This window comes from Streptococcus sp. 1F3 (assembly GCF_054968985.1).
Map to the genome: position 1 here is coordinate 1 of NZ_JBUEQR010000082.1, position 22,416 is coordinate 22,416.

The following is a 22,416-nucleotide window of genomic DNA, read 5'->3' on the forward strand; positions in this document are numbered from 1 at the left end:
TATGGGACTTTTTTTCTATACTCAAAAAGGCTCCATAATCTCTACAGTGGATTTACCCACTACAGAAATTATAGAGCCGACAATGTTATCTGGCTTCCTTTTATCTCATAAATACCGTTTAGCAATGGTCAAATCCCCTGCATAAGGTACCTTGGTATCATGGATGATTTGGTATTGGTCAGCGCCTTTTCCTGCAATGATGACGGCGTCTTGTGGGGTCTTGGTCATCGAAAGCGCGGTCTCAATCGCTCGTTCACGGTCCACGATAATCTGGCTTGTTCCGTCCATATAAGACTGAATTTCCTCTGCAATCGCTGCAGGATCCTCGCGGTTTGGGTCGTCTGCAGTTAGAATAACATAGAGGTCAGGATAGTGATTGAGAAGCAGACCGAAATCCTTGCGACGGCTCTCTCCTTTATTTCCTGTTGCTCCTAGTACCAGAATATTCTTTCCTGTTTGGTGAGTGCGGACAACATCAATCAACTTTCTGACACTATCACCATTGTGGGCATAGTCGACAAAGACTTTTGCTCCGTTTGTTTGAGTGAGAACCTCCATGCGTCCAGGAACACATGTTGCAGCAATACCTGATCGAATATCTGCTAAACTTGCTCCCAAACGCAGGCAGGCAAGTCCAGCTGCAATGGCATTTTCCTGATTAAAATGACCGATTAACTGAATGTCATAGTGACCTGATAGAGTACCCCCTACTTCAAAGGTAAATGCCTGAGAGGTTAGGATACAATTATCAGAATGCGGACCGTAGATATCATGAGAAATGCCCGTTATTTGCTCTTTCACAAGCTGAAAATGATCCATACCGCTATTTAGGATGACAGCCTTGCTGTTGTCCATTAAAAGACGTTTATGGTAAAAGTAATCCTCAAAATTAGGGTGCTCAATCGGCCCGATATGATCAGGACTGATGTTGAGGAAGACACCGACATCAAAGGTTAAGCCATAGACCCGTTTCATTAAGTAGGCTTGACTAGAAACCTCCATAATCAGATGGGTGCAGCCATTGGCAACGGCTTCTGCCATCATGGCAAAAAGATCTATGCTCTCAGGTGTGGTCAAGGCAGACTTGAAAAAGGTTCGCCCATCTAGAGTGGTGTTCATGGTAGACAATAGGGCTGGTTTGTAACTTTGCTGCAGGATGGAATAGGCAAAGTAGGCAGTAGTTGTCTTCCCTTTTGTCCCTGTCAAAGCAAGGAGTTTCAATTTGTCTTGTGGATGACCGTAAAATTCCATCGCAATCAGGCTCATCGCTTGCTTAATGTCATTGACAATGATAGCGGGAATACCCACTTTATAATCTTTTTCAGCAATATAAAAGCGAAGCCCAGCTGCAATAGCATGTTCGAGAAAGAGAGGCTTAAATTGGGCACCTTTGACGAAAAAGAGGGTCTTGCTGTCGACCGTGCGGCTGTCATAGCTAATCTGTTCAAATTGTTCTTGGTCTGGCCAGTTGTAGCTATAGGTTCCGGCATTTAGAATTTCGCGGAAATTATGGTCATTTTTTAAAATCGTTAATACAGTATCTAGTCTAATCATACTTCTATTGTAAACAGATTGGCAAAGATTGACAAGTAAGAAGCTATATTCACCGCTTGCTAGGTTCCATTTGAGCCTGCTCTTTCTTGCTCTGTCGTTTGTTTTTTGTGAGACAGTCGGTCTTCTTTTGGAAAGAACTCTCAAAGCTTGAAAGAGGAAAAGGAATTTTTTGTAGATAAAAAAGGGATAAAGATAGGGTATAGCGAAAAACTATACAGTTTTTTTAGAAAAGACTAAGGAAATTTCGTATCTTTTCATGAAAATTCTGCTTATAAATGCTAAAATAGCTATAAACCCCATAAAGGAGGAGTGTATGGTCAATTATAAGATAGATACCTTGTTAGCACATGCTGGGATTAACTCAGATGAAGCAACAGGAGCCTTGGTGTCGCCGATTTATTTATCTACGACTTATCAGCATCCAGAATTTGGTCAATCGACAGGCTTTGATTATACACGGACTAAAAATCCGACACGCTTGAATCTGGAGAAGACCTTGGCTGCTATTGAGCAGGCAAATTATGCCTTGGTGACGAGTTCGGGTATGGCAGCCCTGGTCTTACTTTTTAGCGGATTTCCAAATGGTAGTCAGATTGTGGCTGCACGCGATTTATATGGTGGTAGTTTTCGATGGTTCAATGAGCAAGAAGCAAAGGGGCGTTTTCAGTTTAGCTATGCTCATTCGGAAGAAGCACTTCTTTCCCAGATTACGGCTGAAACAGATTATGTCTTTATCGAAACACCGACCAACCCCTTAATGGTGGAGTTTGATATTGCTAAAGTAGCAGAAGTTGCCCATCATCATGGGGCAAAGGTGATTGTAGATAATACCTTTTACAGCCCTATTTATCAAAATCCGCTGTCTTTGGGAGCAGATGTGGTGCTGCATTCTGCAACCAAGTATCTCTCGGGGCATAATGATATCTTAGCTGGTGCCTTGATGACCAATGACAAGGATTTGTATGAGAGGCTCTTTTATGATCAAAATACGACAGGTCCAACCCTGTCCCCTTTTGATGCTTATTTACTGATGCGGGGGTTGAAAACCCTTGCTTTACGTATGGAACGCTCTAGCAAAAATGCCCAGAAAGTGGTAGACTTTTTACGCCAATCCCATCTAGTGCGAGAAGTTTACTATACTGGAAAAGGTGGCATGGTGTCTGTCAGGGTGATGGATGAGACAAGGATTCCAAGTATTTTAAACCAGCTAAGAGTGTTTACTTTTGCAGAAAGTTTAGGCGGTGTGGAGAGTTTGATTACCTATCCTGCAACACAAACGCATGCAGATATTCCTGCGGACGTTCGTCATTCCTATGGTCTGACCGATGATTTACTGCGCTTGTCTATTGGGATTGAGGATGCCGATGATTTGATTGCTGACTTGAGACAGGCATTGGGAGGGGAATGTGGAGACATTTGATTTTACAACACGACCGAATCGTTTAGCACAACATTCAGAAAAATGGAAAAAGAGTGAAGAGGAGCCGGATTTGCTCCAAATGTGGGTGGCAGATATGGATTTTCTTCCTATTGGGGAGATTCGTGAGGCTGTAAAGCGCTATGGAGATGAGTATATTTTTGGCTATACCTATGCTAGCGATGGGCTTTACCAGACGATCATTGATTGGGAAAAATCTGAGCATGACTATACTATCAAGCGAGAAGATCTGGTCTTGATTGAGGGAGTTGTGCCTGCGATTTCGATTGCGATTCAAGCACTGACCCAGGAGGGAGAAGCTGTCCTTATCAATACGCCAGTATATCCACCCTTTGCCCGCACCGTTAAGCTCAATAAACGAACCTTAGTCACCAACTCCTTAGTCCAGAAACAGGGGCGTTTTGAGTTGGATTTTGAGCAGTTGGAAAAGGATTTGATAGAGCATGAGGTGAAATTGTATATCCTCTGTAGTCCGCACAATCCTGGTGGTCGTGTGTGGAGTAGGAAGGAATTGCAGACCATTGGTCGCTTGTGTCAGAAGCACGGAGTTTTCTTGCTATCTGATGAGATTCATCAAGACTTGACCTTATTTGGTCATCGGCACTATAGCTTGAATACAGTAGATCCAGAGTTTAAGGAGTTTACGATTATTTTGTCGTCAGCTACCAAGACCTTTAACATTGCAGGAACCAAAAATAGTTTCGCCATCATTGAAAACAAAGATTTGCGAAAGCAGTTTGCTAGGCAGCAGCTAGCCAACAACCACCACGAAATTTCAACGGTTGGTCTTTTGGCAACGGAAGCTGCATTTTCTTATGGTAAACCTTGGTTGGAGGCACTGAAAGCTGTTTTAGAGCAGAATATTAACTACGTTGTGGATTATTTAGAATCGCATACCAAGATTAAGGTGATGAAGCCAGAAGGCACCTATCTTTTGTGGCTTGATTTTTCAGCCTATGGTCTAGCTCATGAGGAGATTCAAAGGATATTGTATGAAGAAGCGCGCGTGGTCTTAAACGATGGCTTGACCTTTGGTAAGGAGGGCAAATACCATGCTCGTTTTAATGCGGCAACACCGCTTGAGACTGTAAAGGAGGCTTGTAAGCGTATTGCGATAGCTTTCAGATAGGATTTTTTAGAAGAAGGAGATATGAAGATGAAATGGAAAAAGAAGACAATAGCAACGATTTTGGGACTGGGTATTTTTATTTTTGCCTTTCTCAATACATCCTTTGGCTGGCAGGTGTTTGGCTTATCGAGCCAGACCTTTGCGGCTCTTGCAACCTTAGCTGGTAGTTTGATTTTGTGGTTATTTGTGGCGACAGATTGGCCGAGTTTGCTGGCTTTGGTGAGTTTAGGTTTGATTCCAGAGATCACCTATAGTCAAGTTTCTCAGTGGTCTTTTGGAAATACAACCTTTGTCTTTTTGTTGTTTACCTTTGTGATGACCTACGCCTTGAATCAAACCTCATTTTTAAAACGAGTCACCTCAAAAGTTATTCATAGTCGCTTTGCCATGAGCCGGCCGTCACGCTTTATTACAGCTTTCTTAGGGGTTGTTCTTATCATGAGTAGCATGATTTCACCAACTGTGATTTTTATGTTCTTGCTACCATTATTTGAGGAAATGTGCTTGCAATTTGGTTGGAAAAAAGGAGATCGATCAGCCTCTCATCTTTTGATTGCGATGTTTATTACAATTGCAATTGGGACAGCCATGACACCGATCAACCATGTATTTGCAATTACAGCTATGGGGCTATATGCTGCTGTGTCCAAGTTGCCTATCAGCAATTTGCAGTACATGCAGTTTGCTGTCCCGGCAGGTCTAGCCCTCTTTCTCGTTCTCTTATGCTCAGTTCGCTTCCTATTCAAAATTGATAGCAAGGACATTCAGGTCAAAGAATTAGATAGTTTGACGGATTTAGCACCAGTTGACAAGCGGGAAAAATGGATAGTGGCTCTCTTTTTAGGAATGGTGGCGATGTGGTTGGTTCCCGAGATTCTAGCAGGGATTTCTCCTGCTTTTGCTGCTTTCTTTAAGCAGGCTGGAATTATGTTCCCTCCGCTATTGATGACAGCTATTCTGGCATTATTGAAGGTAGAAGGTAAGCCCTTACTGAATATTTCAGAAGCGATTTCAAAAGGGGTGCATTGGTCAAGTATGCTTCTAGTGGGTTCAACTCTCGCCTTAGGAACGGTCTTATCGAATGATCAAATCGGGGTGGTTTCCCTCTTAAATGAGCAGTTATCCTCCTTTGTAGTAGGATTGAGTCCAGTATGGATGGTGGTCTTCTTCGTTGTTTGGGCAGGTATTCAGACCAATTTCACCTCCAATCTGGTGACGGTTTCAGTCGTGACTACCATGGCGCTAACCATTTACCAATCAGCTGGTAGTCAATTCTCGGCTAATATTGCAGTCATCTGCTGTGCCATTGGTTATATGGCTTCACTTGCCTTTGTGACGGCACCAGCCATGCCTTATGTCGCTATTTCAATCGGTTCAGAATGGACCAATAGCCGTGATACCTTTCGATTTGGGTGTTGGATCTTACTTTGGAGTATCCTATCAGCTGTTGCTATTTTTTACCCACTTGGGCTACTCATCTTACAATAGGAGGAATAAAGGATGTTATCAAAACAAAGAGAAACCATCGATCGCATTGATAGGGAAATCGTAGGCTTGTTTGAAGAGCGGATGCAGACTGCTTTGGAGGTGGTTGCCATAAAAAAAGAACAGGGGCTTCCTGTGCTTGATAGTAGCCGAGAAGCACAGGTAATCGAAAAGGTATGTAGCTATCTCAAAGACGCAACCTTGCGTGAGCCATTGACGGAATTATACACGGAAATGATGCGCTTATCGAGGGCTTACCAGCAGAAGCAACTCGATGAATAGATTCTATTATTACACCTACACCTAAAGGGAGCTATAGTTGCCATTGGCTAATGTTGAAATATCTGTGCCTCTTTTATGACTTCGTAGCGTACGGCAAGGCGATGCTGATAAAGTTTGAAGAGCTTTTCGAAGAGTATGAGTCCCCTAGATGATTGGAGAAAGGGCGAACAATAAGGGAAGAGACTATAAGGAACTGCTCCCTCTATACCTCCCTTTGAAAAATCCAAGAAGCCTGCCATTTTGGCAAGCTTTTTTTCATATTTTTTGGTAAAATGGAAAAAACAAATAGAAGAGGTTAGATCATGGAGAAATTCCAAGTTATTGCACATCCCCTTATTCAGCATAAATTGTCTATCTTGCGCCGTACAGATACGCCTACCAAGGCTTTTCGTGAATTGGTCGATGAAATTGCGATGCTGATGGGGTATGAGGTGCTACGTGACTTGCCATTGGAAGATGTAGAAATCGAGACTCCGATTACCAAAACGGTTCAAAAGCAAATCGCTGGGAAAAAATTGGCTATTGTTCCAATCCTGCGTGCTGGAATTGGTATGGTGGACGGTCTATTAAGCCTTGTTCCAGCAGCAAAAGTTGGTCATATCGGTATGTATCGTGATGAAGAAACCTTGCAACCAGTTGAGTATTTGGTCAAATTACCAGAAGACATCGATCAGCGTCAAATCTTTGTCGTAGATCCTATGCTTGCGACGGGTGGTTCGGCTATTTTAGCGATTGATTCGCTTAAAAAACGTGGTGCAACCAATATCAAATTTGTCTGCCTTGTTGCAGCACCAGAAGGTGTTAAAGCCCTTCAGCATGCACACCCAGATGTGGATATCTTTACCGCAGCCTTAGATGAAAAGCTAAATGAAAAAGGCTATATCGTTCCAGGCTTGGGAGATGCAGGAGATCGCTTGTTTGGGACAAAATAAGAAAGCTATGGGGAAGAGGGAGAAAAATCGTGGTTTCGAAGGCTCGCCTTTCCCTTTTTATTGCTAAACTGGAATGGACATCAGCTACCGTTTCTCTTCTGATAGTTCAGGAAAATGAATAATAGATGAGGAGAGGTAATCGAAAATAAGTCTGTTGATTTGTTCCCAGACCTCACTTTCGAATAGTGGCGAAAGCGAGGATTCGAAAGAGGAAGGATTGAGAATGACAAGGGAGTGGACAGTCTCACTCATTCTGAACGTTTTTTATTTGACCTTTTTTGACTATTTAAGTATAATAATTTCAAAATTGAAAAGGAGAACACTATGATTCCTGTAGTTATTGAACAAACTAGCCGTGGGGAACGCTCGTATGATATTTACTCACGTCTTTTAAAAGATCGTATTATCATGTTAACAGGTCCGGTTGAGGACAATATGGCTAACTCTGTTATTGCCCAGTTGCTTTTTCTTGATGCTCAAGATCCGACCAAGGATATTTACCTTTATGTGAATACTCCTGGTGGCTCTGTTTCGGCAGGTCTTGCAATTGTGGATACGATGAATTTTATTAAGGCAGATGTACAAACCATTGTGATGGGAATGGCAGCGAGCATGGGCACAGTCATTGCTTCAAGTGGAGCTAAAGGAAAACGCTTCATGTTGCCCCATGCGGAATATATGATTCACCAACCAATGGGGGGTACTGGTGGAGGTACGCAACAAACAGATATGGCTATTGCGGCTGAACACCTACTTAAAACCCGTAATACCCTTGAAAAAATTCTCGCAGATAACTCAGGAAAAAGTGTCAAACAAATCCATAAAGATGCTGAGCGCGATTACTGGATGAGTGCCAAAGAAACGCTTGATTATGGCTTTATTGACCAAATTATGGAAAACAATCAGTTAAACTAAGATACGAGGGCGTTAAAAAAGCGAATGAAACTTAGGAAACATGGCAAGGAAGCATCGCCTCCTTGTCATGTTTATCTATTTTCCGAGCTTTTAGCCCGAGTTCAATTAAATCAAGATACAAAAGCCGTAAAGCGAGCAAAGTAAAAATAGGAGGTTGACGCAGGGTTCGATGAACCCAAGGGAACCTATCCTTACAGGATTCTCAACTGTAATCGGCTAAAGCCGAAACAGCTGCCTATCTTTTTTACCTAGCTTTTAGCCCGTGTTCAATTAAATCAAGATACAAAGGGCGTAACAAAAGCGAATGAAAATTAGGAATCTTGACGAAGAATTATCGATTCTAGGAAAGATTATCTATTTTCCGAGCTTTTAGCCCGTGTTCAATTAAGATGTGAGAGTGTTTGACACGGGTATCACTCGTTTTATTTCCAACCTTTAATAGTCTATCCAAGGGAATCAACCTGCTACACTATACTTGGGTAATGGGCGGTCTGCGAAACAAGGAGAATGTCTTAAAAGATGCTTGCAACTGGATTAAAAACAGTAGTGAGGTTAGAGATTTGTTGAGGTATCTGCTGAAAAAAGTGTCTTTCTCTTTAGAGCTTTTCTGTATCAAATGCCCTGTTTTTTGATATAATGGAAAGGAAAAGAAATGAAAGAGGAAGAGTATGGCATTTGAAAAGCAAGAACGGGTTAGTCTGACAGTCTATCTGCACTATAATCGTGATGCGAGAAAATTAAATCAGTACGGAGACATCATCTACCATTCTCGGCGCTTGCGTTACCTATTATTATATGTGAATCAGGAAAAGGTGGATAGTTTGATTACAAGCCTAAAGAAAGAAAAGTTTGTTAAGAAAGTGGTTCCATCTCGCCTGAAAGAATTGGATACTAATTTTGTCGGGATTTTATGGCGTCAAGAGGAAGAGAAAAATAGTATTTAAATTCTTTTTCTTTTTTTGTTGACAATTTTCTGATAATTCAGTATATTAGATACATCGCAAAAATGAAGAAAATTTTCAAGGAGCTTTTATGAAAATCAATAGACTTAAATTAGCAGTGGTTAGTTTTGCTTCTGCAGCGTTTCTTTCAGCATGTGGAACGGTATCAAGTACAAATGCCTCTGCCACTGGGACAGAATTAGGAGACACAATCAAAATTGGTTACAACTTGGAATTGTCAGGTAGCGTCTCATCTTATGGTCAAACAGAGAAGAACGGTGCAGACCTTGCAGTGAAAGAAATCAATGCTGCAGGCGGTGTTGATGGGAAGAAGATTGAAGTCATTGTAAAAGACAATAAGTCAGAAACAGCCGAAGCGGCGACAATTGCGACAAGTCTTGCAAGTGAAGGGGCAAATGTTGTCATTGGGCCTGCAACCTCAGCTACGTCAGGTGCCTCTATTGCCAACGTAACATTAGCGGGTGTACCAATGATTAGTCCTTCAGGAACTCAAACAGATCTCGTTGTAGACAGCGAAGGTAAGGTTCAAGATTTCTTCTTCCGTACGACCTTTACAGATGGCTATCAAGGTGAAATCATGGCAGATTATGCAACGAAAACCTTGAATGCAAAGAAAGTCGTGCTTTACTACGATAACTCCTCGGACTATGGTAAGGGTATTGCAGAATCTTTCCAAAATGCCTACAAGGGTGAAATTGTTTCAACGATTACATTTGCTTCGGGGGATAAGGACTTCCAAGCAGCCCTTACGAAATTAAAAGGACTTGACTTTGATGCAATTATCATGCCAGGTTATTACAATGAAACAGGCACTATCGTAAAACAAGCACGCGGTCTTGGAATAGACAAAGCGATTCTTGGCTCAGATGGGTTTGATTCACCATTGTTTGCAGAGTTGGCAACAGCTTCAGCAGCAAACAACATTTATTATCTATCTGCCTTTGTTCCATCAGCTAGTGATCGTGCAAAAGCCTTCCATGATGCTTATACAAAGGAATACGGTGAAGAACCATCTATGTTCTCAGCCCTTGCTTATGACTCAGTTTACATGGCAGCAGAAGCTTCAACAGGTGCTAAAAACTCTGTAGAAGTGAAAGATAGGTTAGCTGCCTTGAAAGATTTTAATGGTGTGACTGGTACGATGTCTATTGACAAGGACCACAACGTTGTAAAATCGGTCTATGTGGTGAGTTTGAAAGATGGCAAGGCTGATGCAGTCGATACAGTATCTTTGACAGAAGCAGCTAAATAAGGCTTCTTTAGAGAACGGTTATTTCTACGATACGGATATATGAAAGGAGTCTAGGACTTTTGTCCCAGACTCCCTTGCCGTGTATCGATACTCAAAATAGCCTCCATTCCCATTTTGATGTGAAGTGGCAGGCTGTTCCATATTTTAGAAAGTTTGGTGAATGCATGCTTCAACAGCTCGTCAATGGTTTGATTCTGGGTTCCGTTTATGCCTTGTTAGCCCTGGGTTATACAATGGTATATGGAATTATCAAACTGATTAACTTTGCCCATGGGGATCTCTATATGATGGGAGCCTTCATGGGATACTACCTTTTAAATCGATTAACCTTTATTTCAGACGGAGGTCTTCGCTTCTTTGTAACCTTGATATTGACCATGATTGGAACAGCTATTTTAGGAGTTGTCATTGAATTTTTGGCCTATCGTCCTCTCCGAAATTCGACCCGTATCGCAGCCTTGATTACGGCAATCGGTGTTTCCTTTTTTCTTGAATACACGATGGTGTATTTCTTTTCATCAGATGTCAAACCATTCCCTCAGGTTTTAAACGTAGTAAAATTCACATGGGGACCTGTTACAGTGGATAGTATCCAGCTGATTATTTTAAGTGTTTCTCTTTTCCTTATGGTCGCTTTGCAACTCATCGTTAAGAAGACCAAAATGGGGAAAGCGATGCGGGCAGTATCGGTCGATAGTGATGCTGCACAACTGATGGGAATCAATGTCAATCGTACCATTAGTTTCACCTTTGCCCTAGGTTCAGCCTTGGCAGGCGCAGCAGGTGTTCTACTGGGATTATACTACAATCAAATTGAGCCACTTATGGGGATGACCCCAGGTCTTAAGGCGTTTGTCGCAGCGGTTCTAGGTGGGATTGGGATTATCCCAGGTGCAGCGCTCGGAGGTTTTGTCATCGGGGTCATTGAAACCTTCACTTATGTGATTGAGATTGATCCTTTCCGTGATGCGATTGTATATATTGTCTTGATTATTATTTTATTGGTAAGACCAAGCGGTATTCTTGGTAAAAATGTGAAAGAAAAGGTGTAGCCATGGCAAGAAATGTAAAAGTAAATGCAATCTGGCTTTTGTTCTTACTAGCAGGCTTTGGGCTGATTCAAGGTCTTGTTGCAGCAGGTGTCTTGAATTTCTACTATATTCAGATTGTTCAACAAATTGGAATCAACATTATTATGGCTGTTGGTTTGAACTTGATTGTTGGCTTCTCAGGTCAATTTTCGCTCGGTCACGCAGGATTTATGGCGATTGGTGCTTACTCTGTCGGCATAATTGGAAAAATGATGCCGACATATGCAGGCTTTGCGATTTCACTTCTCATCGGAATGTTCCTTGCAGGGACCGTTGCCCTCTTGGTCGGTATTCCAACACTCCGATTAAAAGGAGACTATCTAGCGATTGCAACGCTTGGTGTTGCTGAGATTATCCGCATTTTTATCATCAATGGTGGAAAATTAACCAATGGTGCAGCAGGAATTATGGGAATTCCCCTTTTTACGAACTGGCAGCTGGTTTATGTTTTCATGGTGCTTACAACGATTTTCACTGTCAACTTCTTGCGCAGTCCTATAGGGCGGATGGTGATTTCCGTCCGTGAAGATGAAATTGCAGCAGAATCTGTTGGAGTAAATCCAACTAAAATGAAAGTGATTGCTTTTGTCTTTGGGGCGATGACAGCAGCTATTGCAGGTGGGCTTCATGCAGGATATGTAGGAACCATTGTACCAAAGGACTTTGCCTTTATGACCTCTGTCAATATTTTAATTATCATCGTCTTAGGTGGTCTTGGATCCATCACGGGTACTTTTGTAGCGGCAGTTGTTCTTGGGGTTTTAAATGTTTATCTCAAGAGCTATGCAAGCGTCAGCATGATTATCTACTCACTTGCTCTTATTTTGCTCATGATTTTCCGTCCAAGTGGTCTTTTGGGAACAAAGGAATTATCCTTTGCTCGATTCTTCAAGAAGAAGGAGGACGCGAAGTAATGGTACTTCTTGATGTAAAAAAACTAACCAAAAACTTTGGCGGTCTAACGGCTGTCGGTGATGTGACCATGGAGTTGCACGAGGGTGAATTAGTTGGCTTGATCGGACCAAATGGTGCTGGAAAGACAACCCTTTTCAACCTTTTGACAGGGGTCTATGAGCCAAGTGAGGGAACAATTACCCTAGCTGGAACGCTCTTGAACGGAAAGGCTCCCTCTAAAATTGCCTCGCTAGGATTGGGGCGGACCTTTCAAAATATTCGCTTGTTTAAAGAGATGACCGTCTTGGAAAATGTCTTGATTGGCTTGAGTAACCATGGGAAAAATCATATTTTTGCAAGTTTTTTCCGCCTGCCAGCTTTTTATAAGAATGAAGTTGCTTTACGTAAGAAAGCTATGGATCTTTTAAAACTCTTTGATTTGGATAAGGAGGCGGATACGCTGGCTAGAAATCTGCCATACGGTCAACAACGTCGGTTAGAAATTGTCCGTGCCTTAGCAACAGAACCAAAGATTCTTTTCCTTGATGAGCCAGCTGCGGGGATGAACCCGCAGGAAACAGCTGAATTGACACAGTTAATCCGTAAAATCAAAGATGAATTTCATATTACGATTATGTTGATTGAGCATGATATGAGCCTGGTGATGGAAGTAACCGAGCGGATCTATGTCTTGGAGTATGGACGGCTCATCGCCCATGGAACACCTGAGGAAATCAAGGTCGATAAACGTGTAATTGAAGCATATCTTGGAGGTGATGCCTAATGTCAATGTTAAAAGTAGAGGACTTATCTGTCCATTACGGTGTCATTGAAGCAGTGAAAAATGTATCCTTTGAAGTCAATGAAGGGGAAGTTGTCACCTTGATTGGTGCTAATGGTGCAGGAAAAACATCCATCTTGCGGACTATTTCAGGCTTGGTGCGTCCATCTTCTGGGAAAATTAGCTTTTTGGGAAATGAGATTCAACGCGTTCCTGCCCGTAAAATTGTAGCAGAGGGTTTGTCCCAAGTACCAGAGGGACGTCATATTTTTGCAGGTTTGACCGTTATGGAAAACTTGGAAATGGGAGCATTTCTGCGTAACAATCGTGAAGAGAATCAGGCAAATTTGAAGAAGATATTTGCCCGTTTCCCACGCTTAGAAGAACGGAAAAATCAAGATGCAGCAACCCTTTCAGGTGGTGAGCAACAGATGCTGGCTATGGGACGTGCGCTTATGAGCCAGCCCAAATTATTACTTCTTGATGAACCGTCTATGGGTCTTGCCCCGATTTTTATCCAAGAAATCTTTGACATTATTCAAGATATTCAAAGGCAAGGAACCACTGTTCTGTTGATTGAACAAAATGCCAATAAGGCACTCTCTATTGCAGACCGAGGCTACGTCCTTGAAACTGGAAAAATCGTTCTTTCCGGAACAGGAAAAGAACTCCTCGCTTCAGAAGAAGTCAAAAAAGCATATCTGGGTGGTTAAAACGTGGGTTACCCCACGTTTTAAGTTGGAGATGAGAAACGCCGGCAGGCGTTTTTCTTTATATCAAGGTCCAGTGGACTTTTTCTTCGATCTGAAACGGGTATTCTTTAGTTTTTTGTTGTCCAGAGGACGTTTTCATACTCCATAAAAATCAAAAGTAGACTAGCTTTCACAATTAAGAATTGTGAAAGGCTGGAAATGAGAGTAGCACCGCTCATTTCCTTCTAATCGAAGCCGAAGGTAGAACGAGCCTTCACCAAGGCAAGTTGACCAAGTATCCTGTTGATTTTTAAAGAGTATCAGCTTGGAAATGAGAAGCGCAGTGAAGTTTTTCTTCCTTAGCTGGTATGCCTTGCTATAGGTTGAAAATGGGAAGCAGGGTAAGTTCTTTTTCTTTATTAGCGCTTAGGCTTATACTTGTTTTGCAGATGTTCTTTTTTGAAAAATAGAGAAGAGAGAGGGGAAAAGGAAGCTTTTCCTTTTGTAGATTTCTCCTGCCTAATCTCTTTTCTTTTACTGAAAATAGCTAGGAATATGGTATAATAGGAATGATAGACAAAAGGAGCAACTATGCAAGAATTACAAAGAAAATTGGCTACTGAGTTTGGGATTGATTTTTCCGATTTGACCTTACTTGAGACAGCTTTTACTCATACGTCCTATGCTAATGAGCATCGTCTTCTAAAAATTTCACATAATGAGCGTCTGGAATTTTTAGGAGACGCTGTTCTGCAATTGATTATTTCTCGTTACTTATATCAGAAATATCCTCATTTTCCTGAAGGAGAAATGTCCAAGCTACGCTCAACCTTTGTGCGGGAAGAGAGTTTGGCAGGTTTTACACGAGCTTGTGGTTTCGAACCTTTTCTTCGTCTTGGTAAGGGAGAGGAGAAAACGGGAGGACGCAATCGTGATACAATCTTAGGAGACTTATTTGAGGCTTTTTTAGGTGCACTCTTGTTGGATAAGGGAGTAGAAGCAGTTGAGAATTTTCTCTATCACGTCATGATTCCACAGCTTGAAGTTGGGAATTTTGAACGTGTGACAGATTACAAGACACGCTTACAGGAATTGCTACAGGTAAATGGGGAAGTCATGATTCAGTACCAGGTTGTATCAGAGACTGGACCAGCCCATGATAAGTTATTTGAAGTTGAAGTCTTGATAAATGGCAAAGCTATGGGAAGAGGTCAAGGACGCTCCAAAAAGCAAGCTGAACAGGTTGCTGCAAAGAATGCAGTGGAGGCAAGAGGATAGATATGTATCTCAAATCAATTGAAATGCAGGGATTCAAGTCCTTTGCAGATAAAACAAAGGTTGTCTTTGATCGTGGGGTGACGGCAGTGGTGGGTCCCAATGGTTCAGGCAAGTCCAATATTACTGAAAGTCTTCGCTGGGCATTGGGGGAATCATCTGCTAAGAGCCTCCGTGGTGGCAAGATGCCCGATGTTATTTTTGCAGGAACGGAAAGTCGCAAGGCTCTCAATTATGCTTCTGTGATTGTCACCTTAGATAATAGTACTGGTTTTATCGCAGGTCGTCAGAAAGAAATACGGGTTGAGCGCCACATTTATCGTTCAGGTGATAGCGAGTATCTGATTGACGGGCAGAAAGTCCGTCTGCGAGATATTCATGATTTGTTTATGGATACAGGTCTTGGTCGAGATTCTTTTTCGATTATTTCCCAAGGTCGGGTCGAGGCTATCTTTAATTCTAAGCCAGAGGAGCGTCGCGCGATTTTTGAAGAGGCGGCAGGTGTCCTCAAATACAAGACCCGTAAGAAGGAGACAGAGAGTAAGCTATCACAGGCTCAGGATAATCTCGATCGATTGGAAGATATCATCTATGAATTGGACAACCAAGTGAAACCACTAGAAAAGCAAGCGCAAGTTGCTCGAAAATACTTGGAACTAGATGAAGAACGCAAAGGCTTGTATCTGAATGTCTTAGTGGCTCAGATTGATAAGGGGCGTCAGCTGATTGGTCAAAAAGAAGCAGATTTACATCAGACTAAGGCAGATTTAGCCAACTATTATGAGCAACGTGACCAGCTAGAGCTTGAGAATCAAGGTTTAAAGCACCAACGCCAGCAGCTGACTGCCCAGTTAGAGGGTGAGCAGGCTACCTTATTGGAAGTGACCAAGTTCATCAGTGATTTGGAGCGGAAGATTGAAGTCCGTCAATTGGAATCTAGTCAGAATGAAACGAGCCGTCAAGAGGCGCAGTCTAGGCTGCTAGACTTGGAAGAAAAGCATACGAAAACAAGGGAAATAAGAACTGAAAAGTCTGAACACTTGCTTCAGTTGCAGGAAGAATTGGCGAAATTGAAAGCTACAATGGCAGAAAAAGAGGCAGAGCTAGACTATTTTTCAGAAGATCCAGATCAGATATTAGACCATCTCAGAGAGCAGTATGTTACATTGCTACAAGCTGAGGCGGAGGTGTCCAATAGTCTAGCTAAAGTAGAACAAGATATTGCCAACCAGCATCGTTTAACGGAGAGCCAGTCAGAAGAGTTGATGCGTTTGCAGTCTGAACTCAAGGCAAGCCAATTGGAGGTAGACCACTTGCAGGCAAGTCTAGCGGAGGCAGAAACCCAACTGCAGGAATTGCTACAAGACTATCAAGATAGACAAACAGCCTTGGCAGATTTGGACAGGGAGTATCAGGCGAGCCAATCCAAGATGTTTGACCTGCTAGATCAATTAAAGATGAAAAAAGCACGTCAATCCAGTTTGGAAGCCATTTTACAGAACCATTCCAATTTTTATGCAGGTGTCAAGGCTGTCTTACAACAGGCTGATCGCATCGGTGGCATTGTAGGAGCGGTAAGTGCAAACTTGACCTTTAATATGGAGTATCAGACAGCTCTTGAAGTGGCACTTGGTGGAGCCAGCCAGCATGTGATTGTCGAAGATGAATCTACAGCAAAATCAGCCATTGCCTTTTTGAAGCAACACCGTCAAGGGAGGGCAACTTTCTTACCGCTGACCACGATTAAACCACGTCATTTAGCCACTCATCTCTTAAATCTATTACAATCCTCGACAGGATTTTTAGGTCTAGCCAGTGACTTGGTAGTGTTTGATACTCGCTTGGAAACGATTTTTAAAAATTTATTAGGAACGATTGCTATTTTTGATACAGTAGAGCATGCAAATCAGGCGGCACGAGCAACCAAGTTCCAGGTGCGTTTGGTTACGCTTGATGGTACTGAAATTCGTCCTGGTGGAGCCTTTGCAGGAGGAAGCAACCGCACCAACCATACAACCTTTGTGAAGCCAGAGTTGGATGCATTGGTAGAAGAAATCGCAGTTTTAAGCAAGAAATTACAGGAACAAGAACAGCTAGTTCGTACAAAAAAGGAAGCAGCAGACAGTATTCGCCAGTCTCTAGAAGAAATCAAAGAAGCTGGTGAGGAGGCACGTCTTGTTGAGCAACGGAGCCGCTTTTCTTACGAGCAATTGGTAGTCAAAGTAGAAGAACTACAAACCTTGTACGATATGAAAGCAGGTCAAGCGAACAATAGTATGCTATCTGATTTGCAAGATTTAGCTAAGAAATATCAGGGGCAATTGGCGGATTTTGCCGAGAAAAAAATCAAATTAACAGGTCAGATTGAAGAGATGAAGACCAACCGCCATGCTATTCAGGAGCAGGTACAGACCTTGCAGGAGGGGCTCTCAAGCCTAAAGGTCACCCAAAGCCAGTTGGCTAGTGAAGTGCGATTTGAGCAGACAGACTTGGCGCGTTTACAAGAAGAAGAAGCAAGGCTTGCGCATGAAATGGATCTGCTACAGGCTGTCATTGAACAGAAGGTAGAAGCGCAGGCTGATACGAGCATAGAGGTCTTGAATGAGCAATTGCTTGCAGCAAAAAACAAGCAGAACCAGACCAATCAGCTAATCATTCGTCTGAAATTGGAACTAGAAGACATAGAAGGACAATTTGAAGATATTCAGTCACGCTTGGATCAGATGCGTTTGAAGAATGATGAATTGATTCGCAAGCAAGCCAGACTTGAAGCAGATTATGAGCAGGAAGCAGGTCGCTTGAAGACCCTGCTGGCTAATCTGACAGAGCAGTATAAAATCAGTTTTGATGAAGCACAGAAAAAGGCAGAAGCCCTCGAAGATTTGCCTCGTGCTGAGCAGAGCTTAAAAGAATTGGAACGTGCTATTCGTGCCTTGGGTCCTGTCAATTTAGAAGCGATTAGCCAGTATGAAGAGGTTTATCAACGCTTGACCTTCTTAAATGAACAGCGTGAGGATGTCTTGTCGGCCCGCAATCTTTTGCTGGATACTATTCATGAGATGGATGATGAGGTGAAAGAACGCTTTAAGCAAACCTTTGAAGCTATTCGTGAGAGCTTTAAGCGAACCTTTCAGCAGATGTTTGGTGGTGGGTCAGCAGATTTAATCTTGACCAGCCCCGATATTCTTGTGGCAGGTGTAGAGATTTCCGTTCAGCCACCTGGAAAGAAAATTCAGTCCTTGAACTTGATGTCTGGTGGGGAAAAAGCCTTGTCAGCCCTAGCTCTCCTCTTTTCGATTATCCGTGTCAAGACGATTCCCTTTGTGATTCTGGATGAGGTAGAGGCAGCGCTTGATGAGGCAAATGTCAAACGCTTCGGTGACTACCTCAACCGCTTTGATAAGTCTAGCCAATTTATCGTGGTAACCCACCGCAAGGGAACGATGGCAGCGGCAGATGCCATGTATGGTGTAACCATGCAGGAGTCTGGCGTCTCGAAGATTGTCTCTGTGAAGTTGAAAGATTTAGAGAGGGAATAATATAGAAAGATGTCTTAAATCACAGCATGTGACAAAAAGAGACTGTATGGGGCTTCAGACAACTGGGGCAATGATTGTGATGCATACAAATGGTAGAAAACAGCCAGAACTGCGCTCATGTTTGAGAGCACTATCCCATCAACCTATTTGGTATAGGTAGTGGCACTCTTCATAAATAGGAACAATAGTTGGAAGAATGAAAGAGACTTGTAGACCAAGCCCAGATGCATATTTGCAAGAAATTTTAGAATGACCTTTTCTACCCACTTTCTTTTTTGGGTAATTCCCAAGCTAGGGTTAGGTAAAAAATAGGATAGAGATGTAAGCAGCTATTAGAACCAGAAATAGATATAGATATAGCAGAATGTTAGTAGGAGACAATAAGAATTATGCCAGTAAAGAAATCAGAATTATATTCCATCTTATGGGAAGCATGTAATAAACTGCGTGGAGGGGTGGAGCCATCACGCTATAAAGATTATGTATTGGTGCTTCTATTTTTCAAATATGTTTCTGATAAGTATAAGGGACAGAAGTATGCAATCTTTACAGTTGATGAGAAAGCATCATTTGATCAACTTGTCAATTTAAAGGGAAAGAAAAATATTGGAGAAGAGGTTGATAAGATTATTCAATCTTTCCTTGAAAAAAATGGTCTTGTTGGTTTGTTACCCGATGTGAGTTTCAATAATCGAACAGAGCTAGGAGAGGGAAAGGAGATTGTTGATAAATTAACGAGCTTGATTTCTATCTTTGAAAACCCTGCGCTAGATTTCAAATCGAACCGAGCAAGCGGCGATGATATTATTGGTGATGCTTATGAGTTCTTTATGATGAAATTTGCCCAAGAATCAGGAAAAAGTAAGGGACAATTCTATACGCCAAGTGAGGTGTCTCGTGTTGTGGCAAAGCTGATAGGAATCAATAATATCAAAAAAGAGATTGGGAAAAACTGGGATTTATATGATCCGGCATGTGGTTCTGGTTCTCTGCTTATTCGAGCAGCAGATGAGGCTCCAAAAGATGAAAATGGCGATTCCATTGTTTCTATCTTCGGTCAAGAGAAGTATCGAGATACAGCAGGTCTAGCAAAAATGAACTTCATCTTGCATAACAAGAATACTGGAGAAGTGGAATCAGGGAACACCTTATCTAACCCTCGATATACGACAGAGTTCAATGAATTGAGAAAGTTTGATTTTATCGTTATGAATCCTCCTTTTTCAGATAAAGATTGGACAGCTGGTTTAAATACGGCGGATGATACGTATAAACGTTTTGATGGATACGGGACTCCACCAGATAAAAATGGCGATTATGCTTGGTTTTTACATGTTTTGAAATCTTTAAATGCAAATGGAAAGGCAGGGATCATTCTTCCGCACGGTGTGTTATTCCGTGGGAATGCGGAGGAGACAATACGAAAGGAAATCATTGCTAGAAAGTATATTAAAGGAATAGTGGGCTTACCAGCGAACTTATTTTATGGGACAGGTATTCCAGCTTCAATTATTCTGATAGATAAAGAGAATACTGAAGAAAGAGAGGGAATATTTTTTATCGATGCTAGTCGTGGTTTTAAAAAGGATGGTAATAAAAACCGATTACGAGAGCAGGATATTGAAAAAATTGTCCAAACTTATCAACACCAAACAGAAATTCCAGGGTACTCTCGGTTGGTTAGCTATCAGGAAATCGAAGAAAGAAATGCCTGTAATTTAAATATTCCACGCTATATCCAGGCTCTTGAGGAAAGTCGTCCCCAAAGTATTCAACACCATTTGCAGGGAGGGATTCCGAAAGAAGATGTGGACGCTCTCGAAAAATTATGGAAATTATCTCCAAAGTTGAAGGGTAAAATATTTGACTATCAACAAGAAAGCTATCATCTAAAAGGTGAGAATCTATTTCTCGAAGACTTAATCATGAGCGATACTCATATTATAGAGGAAAAGCAGCGGGTAGAAAATCTATTTTCTAAATGGGCTACTGAGATCTCTCGTTCTTTAAAGGCAATTGATGGGAATACATACCCTAAAGATCTGATTCAAGAGCTCTCTCTTAAGTTATTACATCAGTACTCAGATAATAAATTACTAGATCCTTATTTTGTATACGATTGCCTCTTAAACTATTGGAATGAAACCATGCAAGATGATGCGTATATTATTAAATCAAGTGGCTATGAGGCAGCGAGGGAAGTAGAAATGGAGTATAAGGAGTCTAAGGGAAAAGTAACGAAAACGATTCATCGTTTTGAGGGCTTATTGATTCCGACGAATGTTATTGAAAAAGAGTACTTCAGATCAGAACTAGAAGAACTTGCTGTTTTAGAGGAAAGTGTAGCCACTATCGAATCAGAACTGGATAGTCTACGAGAAAAAGAAAGTGAAGATGGTGGATTACTAGTAAACGTCTTAAACGCTAAGGGAGATGCTATTCCGAAAGTGGCTTTAAATGCACGTTTATCTGAATTGGAAAAACTGAAAGTTTCTCATACAGTAATAGTATTGGAAGAAATACTTGAAGCCTTAGCTGAGAGTAATACACGAAAAATGGAACAACTGATTCAGGAAAATGATGATTTGAATCAGTTTGATCTTAGGAATAAAAATAATTCAATTGGTAAGCAAAAGGTGCAGATAGCTCTTAAGTTAGCTAAGCAAGAGGCTAGAGTTCCAGAACGATATGTAGACGAGTATGAGGCTTTGTTAAAGTATCGGAATAAACTGCGTAAAAAGGAGAAACTTGAGAAAGAAATAAAAGAGTTGCGAACTGTATTGGATAACAAAGTCATGGCGAAGTATGGAGAATTAACGCTCGAAGAAATAAAAGACTTGTTATTGAATAAAAAATGGTTTGCAAGTGTTAAAAGGTATATTTTAGAAGGAGTCGTTCAAGAGTTGGATGCCTTGGCAAGCAAGGTTACTGTAATTGCTGAACGTTATGGTCATACCTTAACTGAATTAGAAGACAATGTCTTACAATCAGAAAAAGCTGTTAAAGTAGCTTTAGAGAGGATGGGATATACATGGTAGACTATCCGAAGGACTGGACTTCGAACTATTTAGGTAAGGTTTCGACTATTAAAACTGGTGATAAAAATAACGAAGATAAAGTTGCAGGAGGAAAATATCCATTTTATGTTAGGTCTAAAAAAATAGAGTGGATAAATTCTTTTGGTTACGATACTGAAGCTATATTAGTTCCTGGAGATGGAAACATAGGGTCTATTTTTCACTATGTAAATGGTAAGTTTGATGTACATCAACGAGTTTATGTTATCAGTAATTTCAGCAATACAGTAAAAGCAATCTATATTTATTGGTATCTTTCTTATTTCTTTAGAGAACATGCATTGAATCAAACTTCTAAGGCAACTGTTGATTCTTTAAGACTACCAGTATTTGAAAAATTTGAGATTTATTTTCCAGAAATTTATGAACAAGAAGCTATTGCTGAAGTTCTGTCGTCTTTCGATACCCACATTGATAATCTAGCTAAACTCATTGAAAAGAAGAAGCTGATTCGTGATGGAGCAGTGGAAGAATTGGTTACCGGCAAGAGGCGACTGGCTGGATACGATGGGAAGTGGCACACCTCTACGATAAAGGATGTAATAGAGGTAAAAAGAGGGGCATCTCCCAGACCTATTGAGAATTTTATAACGAGTGGTGTTGGAGTTAATTGGATAAAAATAGGTGATGTAAGTATAGAGAGTAAATACATTGAGAAAACAGCTGAAAAGATAACATTTACTGGAGCTGAAGATTCAGTTAGAGTAAATTCTGGTGATTTTCTTCTTTCTAATTCTATGAGTTTTGGTAGACCGTATATTCTAAAAATAGATGGTTGTATACATGATGGTTGGTTAAAATTGAGTGAATTTGAGAATACTTTTATTGCTGATTATTTATATTATCTGCTTGTTATTCAAAAAACAAAAAAACAATATGAAATTTTTGCCTCTGGGAGTGGTGTACAAAATTTAAATAAAGATATAATAGCAAAAGTAGAGGTTACATATCCTTCGGATGAAAAAGAACAACAAGCTATCGCGAATATTCTCACCGCTATGGATGAAGAAATTGAAAATTTGGAGAAAGAAAAAGAAAAATATCAACAACTTAAGCAAGGTGCAATGGATGATCTGTTAACAGGAAAAATTCGTTTAATATAGAGAGGAGGAAGCACG

17 protein-coding genes are annotated in these 22,416 nt (G+C 41.2%); 16 read left to right on the forward strand and 1 reads right to left on the reverse strand.

Annotated features, from left to right (window positions below; translation table 11 throughout):
- Window positions 1-105 precede the first annotated feature (105 nt).
- A complete protein-coding gene (locus ACVPON_RS07255) occupies window positions 106-1,554 on the reverse strand; it encodes a UDP-N-acetylmuramoyl-L-alanyl-D-glutamate--L-lysine ligase (protein WP_462877669.1) in 1,449 nt (482 codons plus the stop codon).
- A gap of 313 nt (window positions 1,555-1,867) precedes the next feature.
- On the opposite strand from ACVPON_RS07255, the gene ACVPON_RS07260 reads away from it, so the two are divergent.
- The 16 genes from ACVPON_RS07260 to ACVPON_RS07335 all read left to right on the forward strand — a co-directional run bounded on the left by ACVPON_RS07260 (window position 1,868) and on the right by ACVPON_RS07335 (window position 22,401).
- A complete protein-coding gene (locus ACVPON_RS07260; RefSeq protein WP_462877672.1) occupies window positions 1,868-2,974 on the forward strand; it encodes a cystathionine gamma-synthase in 1,107 nt (368 codons plus the stop codon).
- Window positions 2,961-4,121, forward strand: a complete 1,161-nt coding sequence (locus tag ACVPON_RS07265) for a MalY/PatB family protein (protein WP_462877674.1) — start codon at window positions 2,961-2,963, stop codon at window positions 4,119-4,121. Before ACVPON_RS07260 ends, ACVPON_RS07265 begins: the two co-directional genes overlap by 14 nt.
- Before the next feature lie 27 nt (window positions 4,122-4,148).
- Window positions 4,149-5,609 (forward strand): SLC13 family permease, encoded by a 1,461-nt coding sequence (locus ACVPON_RS07270; protein WP_462877677.1) that lies wholly within the window; start codon window positions 4,149-4,151, stop codon window positions 5,607-5,609.
- 12 nt (window positions 5,610-5,621) lie between these two features.
- Entirely contained in the window at window positions 5,622-5,888 is a 267-nt protein-coding gene (locus ACVPON_RS07275; protein ID WP_462877680.1) for a chorismate mutase, read from the forward strand.
- 302 nt (window positions 5,889-6,190) lie between these two features.
- The gene (gene upp, locus ACVPON_RS07280) at window positions 6,191-6,820 is read left to right on the forward strand and encodes a uracil phosphoribosyltransferase (RefSeq protein WP_462877682.1); all 630 of its coding nucleotides are present in this window, start codon (window positions 6,191-6,193) and stop codon (window positions 6,818-6,820) included.
- A gap of 306 nt (window positions 6,821-7,126) precedes the next feature.
- A complete protein-coding gene (locus tag ACVPON_RS07285; RefSeq protein WP_462877855.1) occupies window positions 7,127-7,735 on the forward strand; it encodes an ATP-dependent Clp protease proteolytic subunit in 609 nt (202 codons plus the stop codon).
- A 668-nt stretch (window positions 7,736-8,403) separates the two neighbouring features.
- Complete coding sequence (locus ACVPON_RS07290) at window positions 8,404-8,679, forward strand: DUF2129 domain-containing protein (protein WP_462877684.1); 276 nt, start codon at window positions 8,404-8,406, stop codon at window positions 8,677-8,679.
- An 88-nt stretch (window positions 8,680-8,767) separates the two neighbouring features.
- Entirely contained in the window at window positions 8,768-9,949 is a 1,182-nt protein-coding gene (locus ACVPON_RS07295; RefSeq protein ID WP_462877687.1) for an ABC transporter substrate-binding protein, read from the forward strand.
- Between the two features lie 164 nt (window positions 9,950-10,113).
- The gene (locus ACVPON_RS07300) at window positions 10,114-11,001 is read left to right on the forward strand and encodes a branched-chain amino acid ABC transporter permease (RefSeq protein WP_462877689.1); all 888 of its coding nucleotides are present in this window, start codon (window positions 10,114-10,116) and stop codon (window positions 10,999-11,001) included.
- 2 nt (window positions 11,002-11,003) lie between these two features.
- Window positions 11,004-11,954 carry a branched-chain amino acid ABC transporter permease gene (locus ACVPON_RS07305; RefSeq protein ID WP_462877691.1) on the forward strand — a complete coding sequence of 317 codons (951 nt, stop codon included), beginning with the start codon at window positions 11,004-11,006 and terminating at the stop codon, window positions 11,952-11,954.
- Window positions 11,954-12,718 carry an ABC transporter ATP-binding protein gene (locus ACVPON_RS07310; RefSeq protein ID WP_462877693.1) on the forward strand — a complete coding sequence of 255 codons (765 nt, stop codon included), beginning with the start codon at window positions 11,954-11,956 and terminating at the stop codon, window positions 12,716-12,718. The genes ACVPON_RS07305 and ACVPON_RS07310 overlap by 1 nt, the downstream gene beginning before the upstream one ends.
- Complete coding sequence (locus tag ACVPON_RS07315) at window positions 12,718-13,428, forward strand: ABC transporter ATP-binding protein (protein ID WP_462877695.1); 711 nt, start codon at window positions 12,718-12,720, stop codon at window positions 13,426-13,428. Before ACVPON_RS07310 ends, ACVPON_RS07315 begins: the two co-directional genes overlap by 1 nt.
- 570 nt (window positions 13,429-13,998) lie before the next feature.
- Complete coding sequence (rnc, locus tag ACVPON_RS07320; protein ID WP_462877697.1) at window positions 13,999-14,685, forward strand: ribonuclease III; 687 nt, start codon at window positions 13,999-14,001, stop codon at window positions 14,683-14,685.
- 2 nt (window positions 14,686-14,687) lie between these two features.
- Entirely contained in the window at window positions 14,688-18,221 is a 3,534-nt protein-coding gene (gene smc / locus ACVPON_RS07325) for a chromosome segregation protein SMC (protein WP_462877700.1), read from the forward strand.
- A gap of 389 nt (window positions 18,222-18,610) precedes the next feature.
- Window positions 18,611-21,259 carry a type I restriction-modification system subunit M gene (locus tag ACVPON_RS07330; RefSeq protein ID WP_462877703.1) on the forward strand — a complete coding sequence of 883 codons (2,649 nt, stop codon included), beginning with the start codon at window positions 18,611-18,613 and terminating at the stop codon, window positions 21,257-21,259.
- Window positions 21,253-22,401: a restriction endonuclease subunit S gene (locus ACVPON_RS07335; protein WP_462877705.1), complete on the forward strand. Its 1,149-nt coding sequence runs from the start codon at window positions 21,253-21,255 to the stop codon at window positions 22,399-22,401. The genes ACVPON_RS07330 and ACVPON_RS07335 overlap by 7 nt, the downstream gene beginning before the upstream one ends.
- Window positions 22,402-22,416 lie beyond the last annotated feature (15 nt).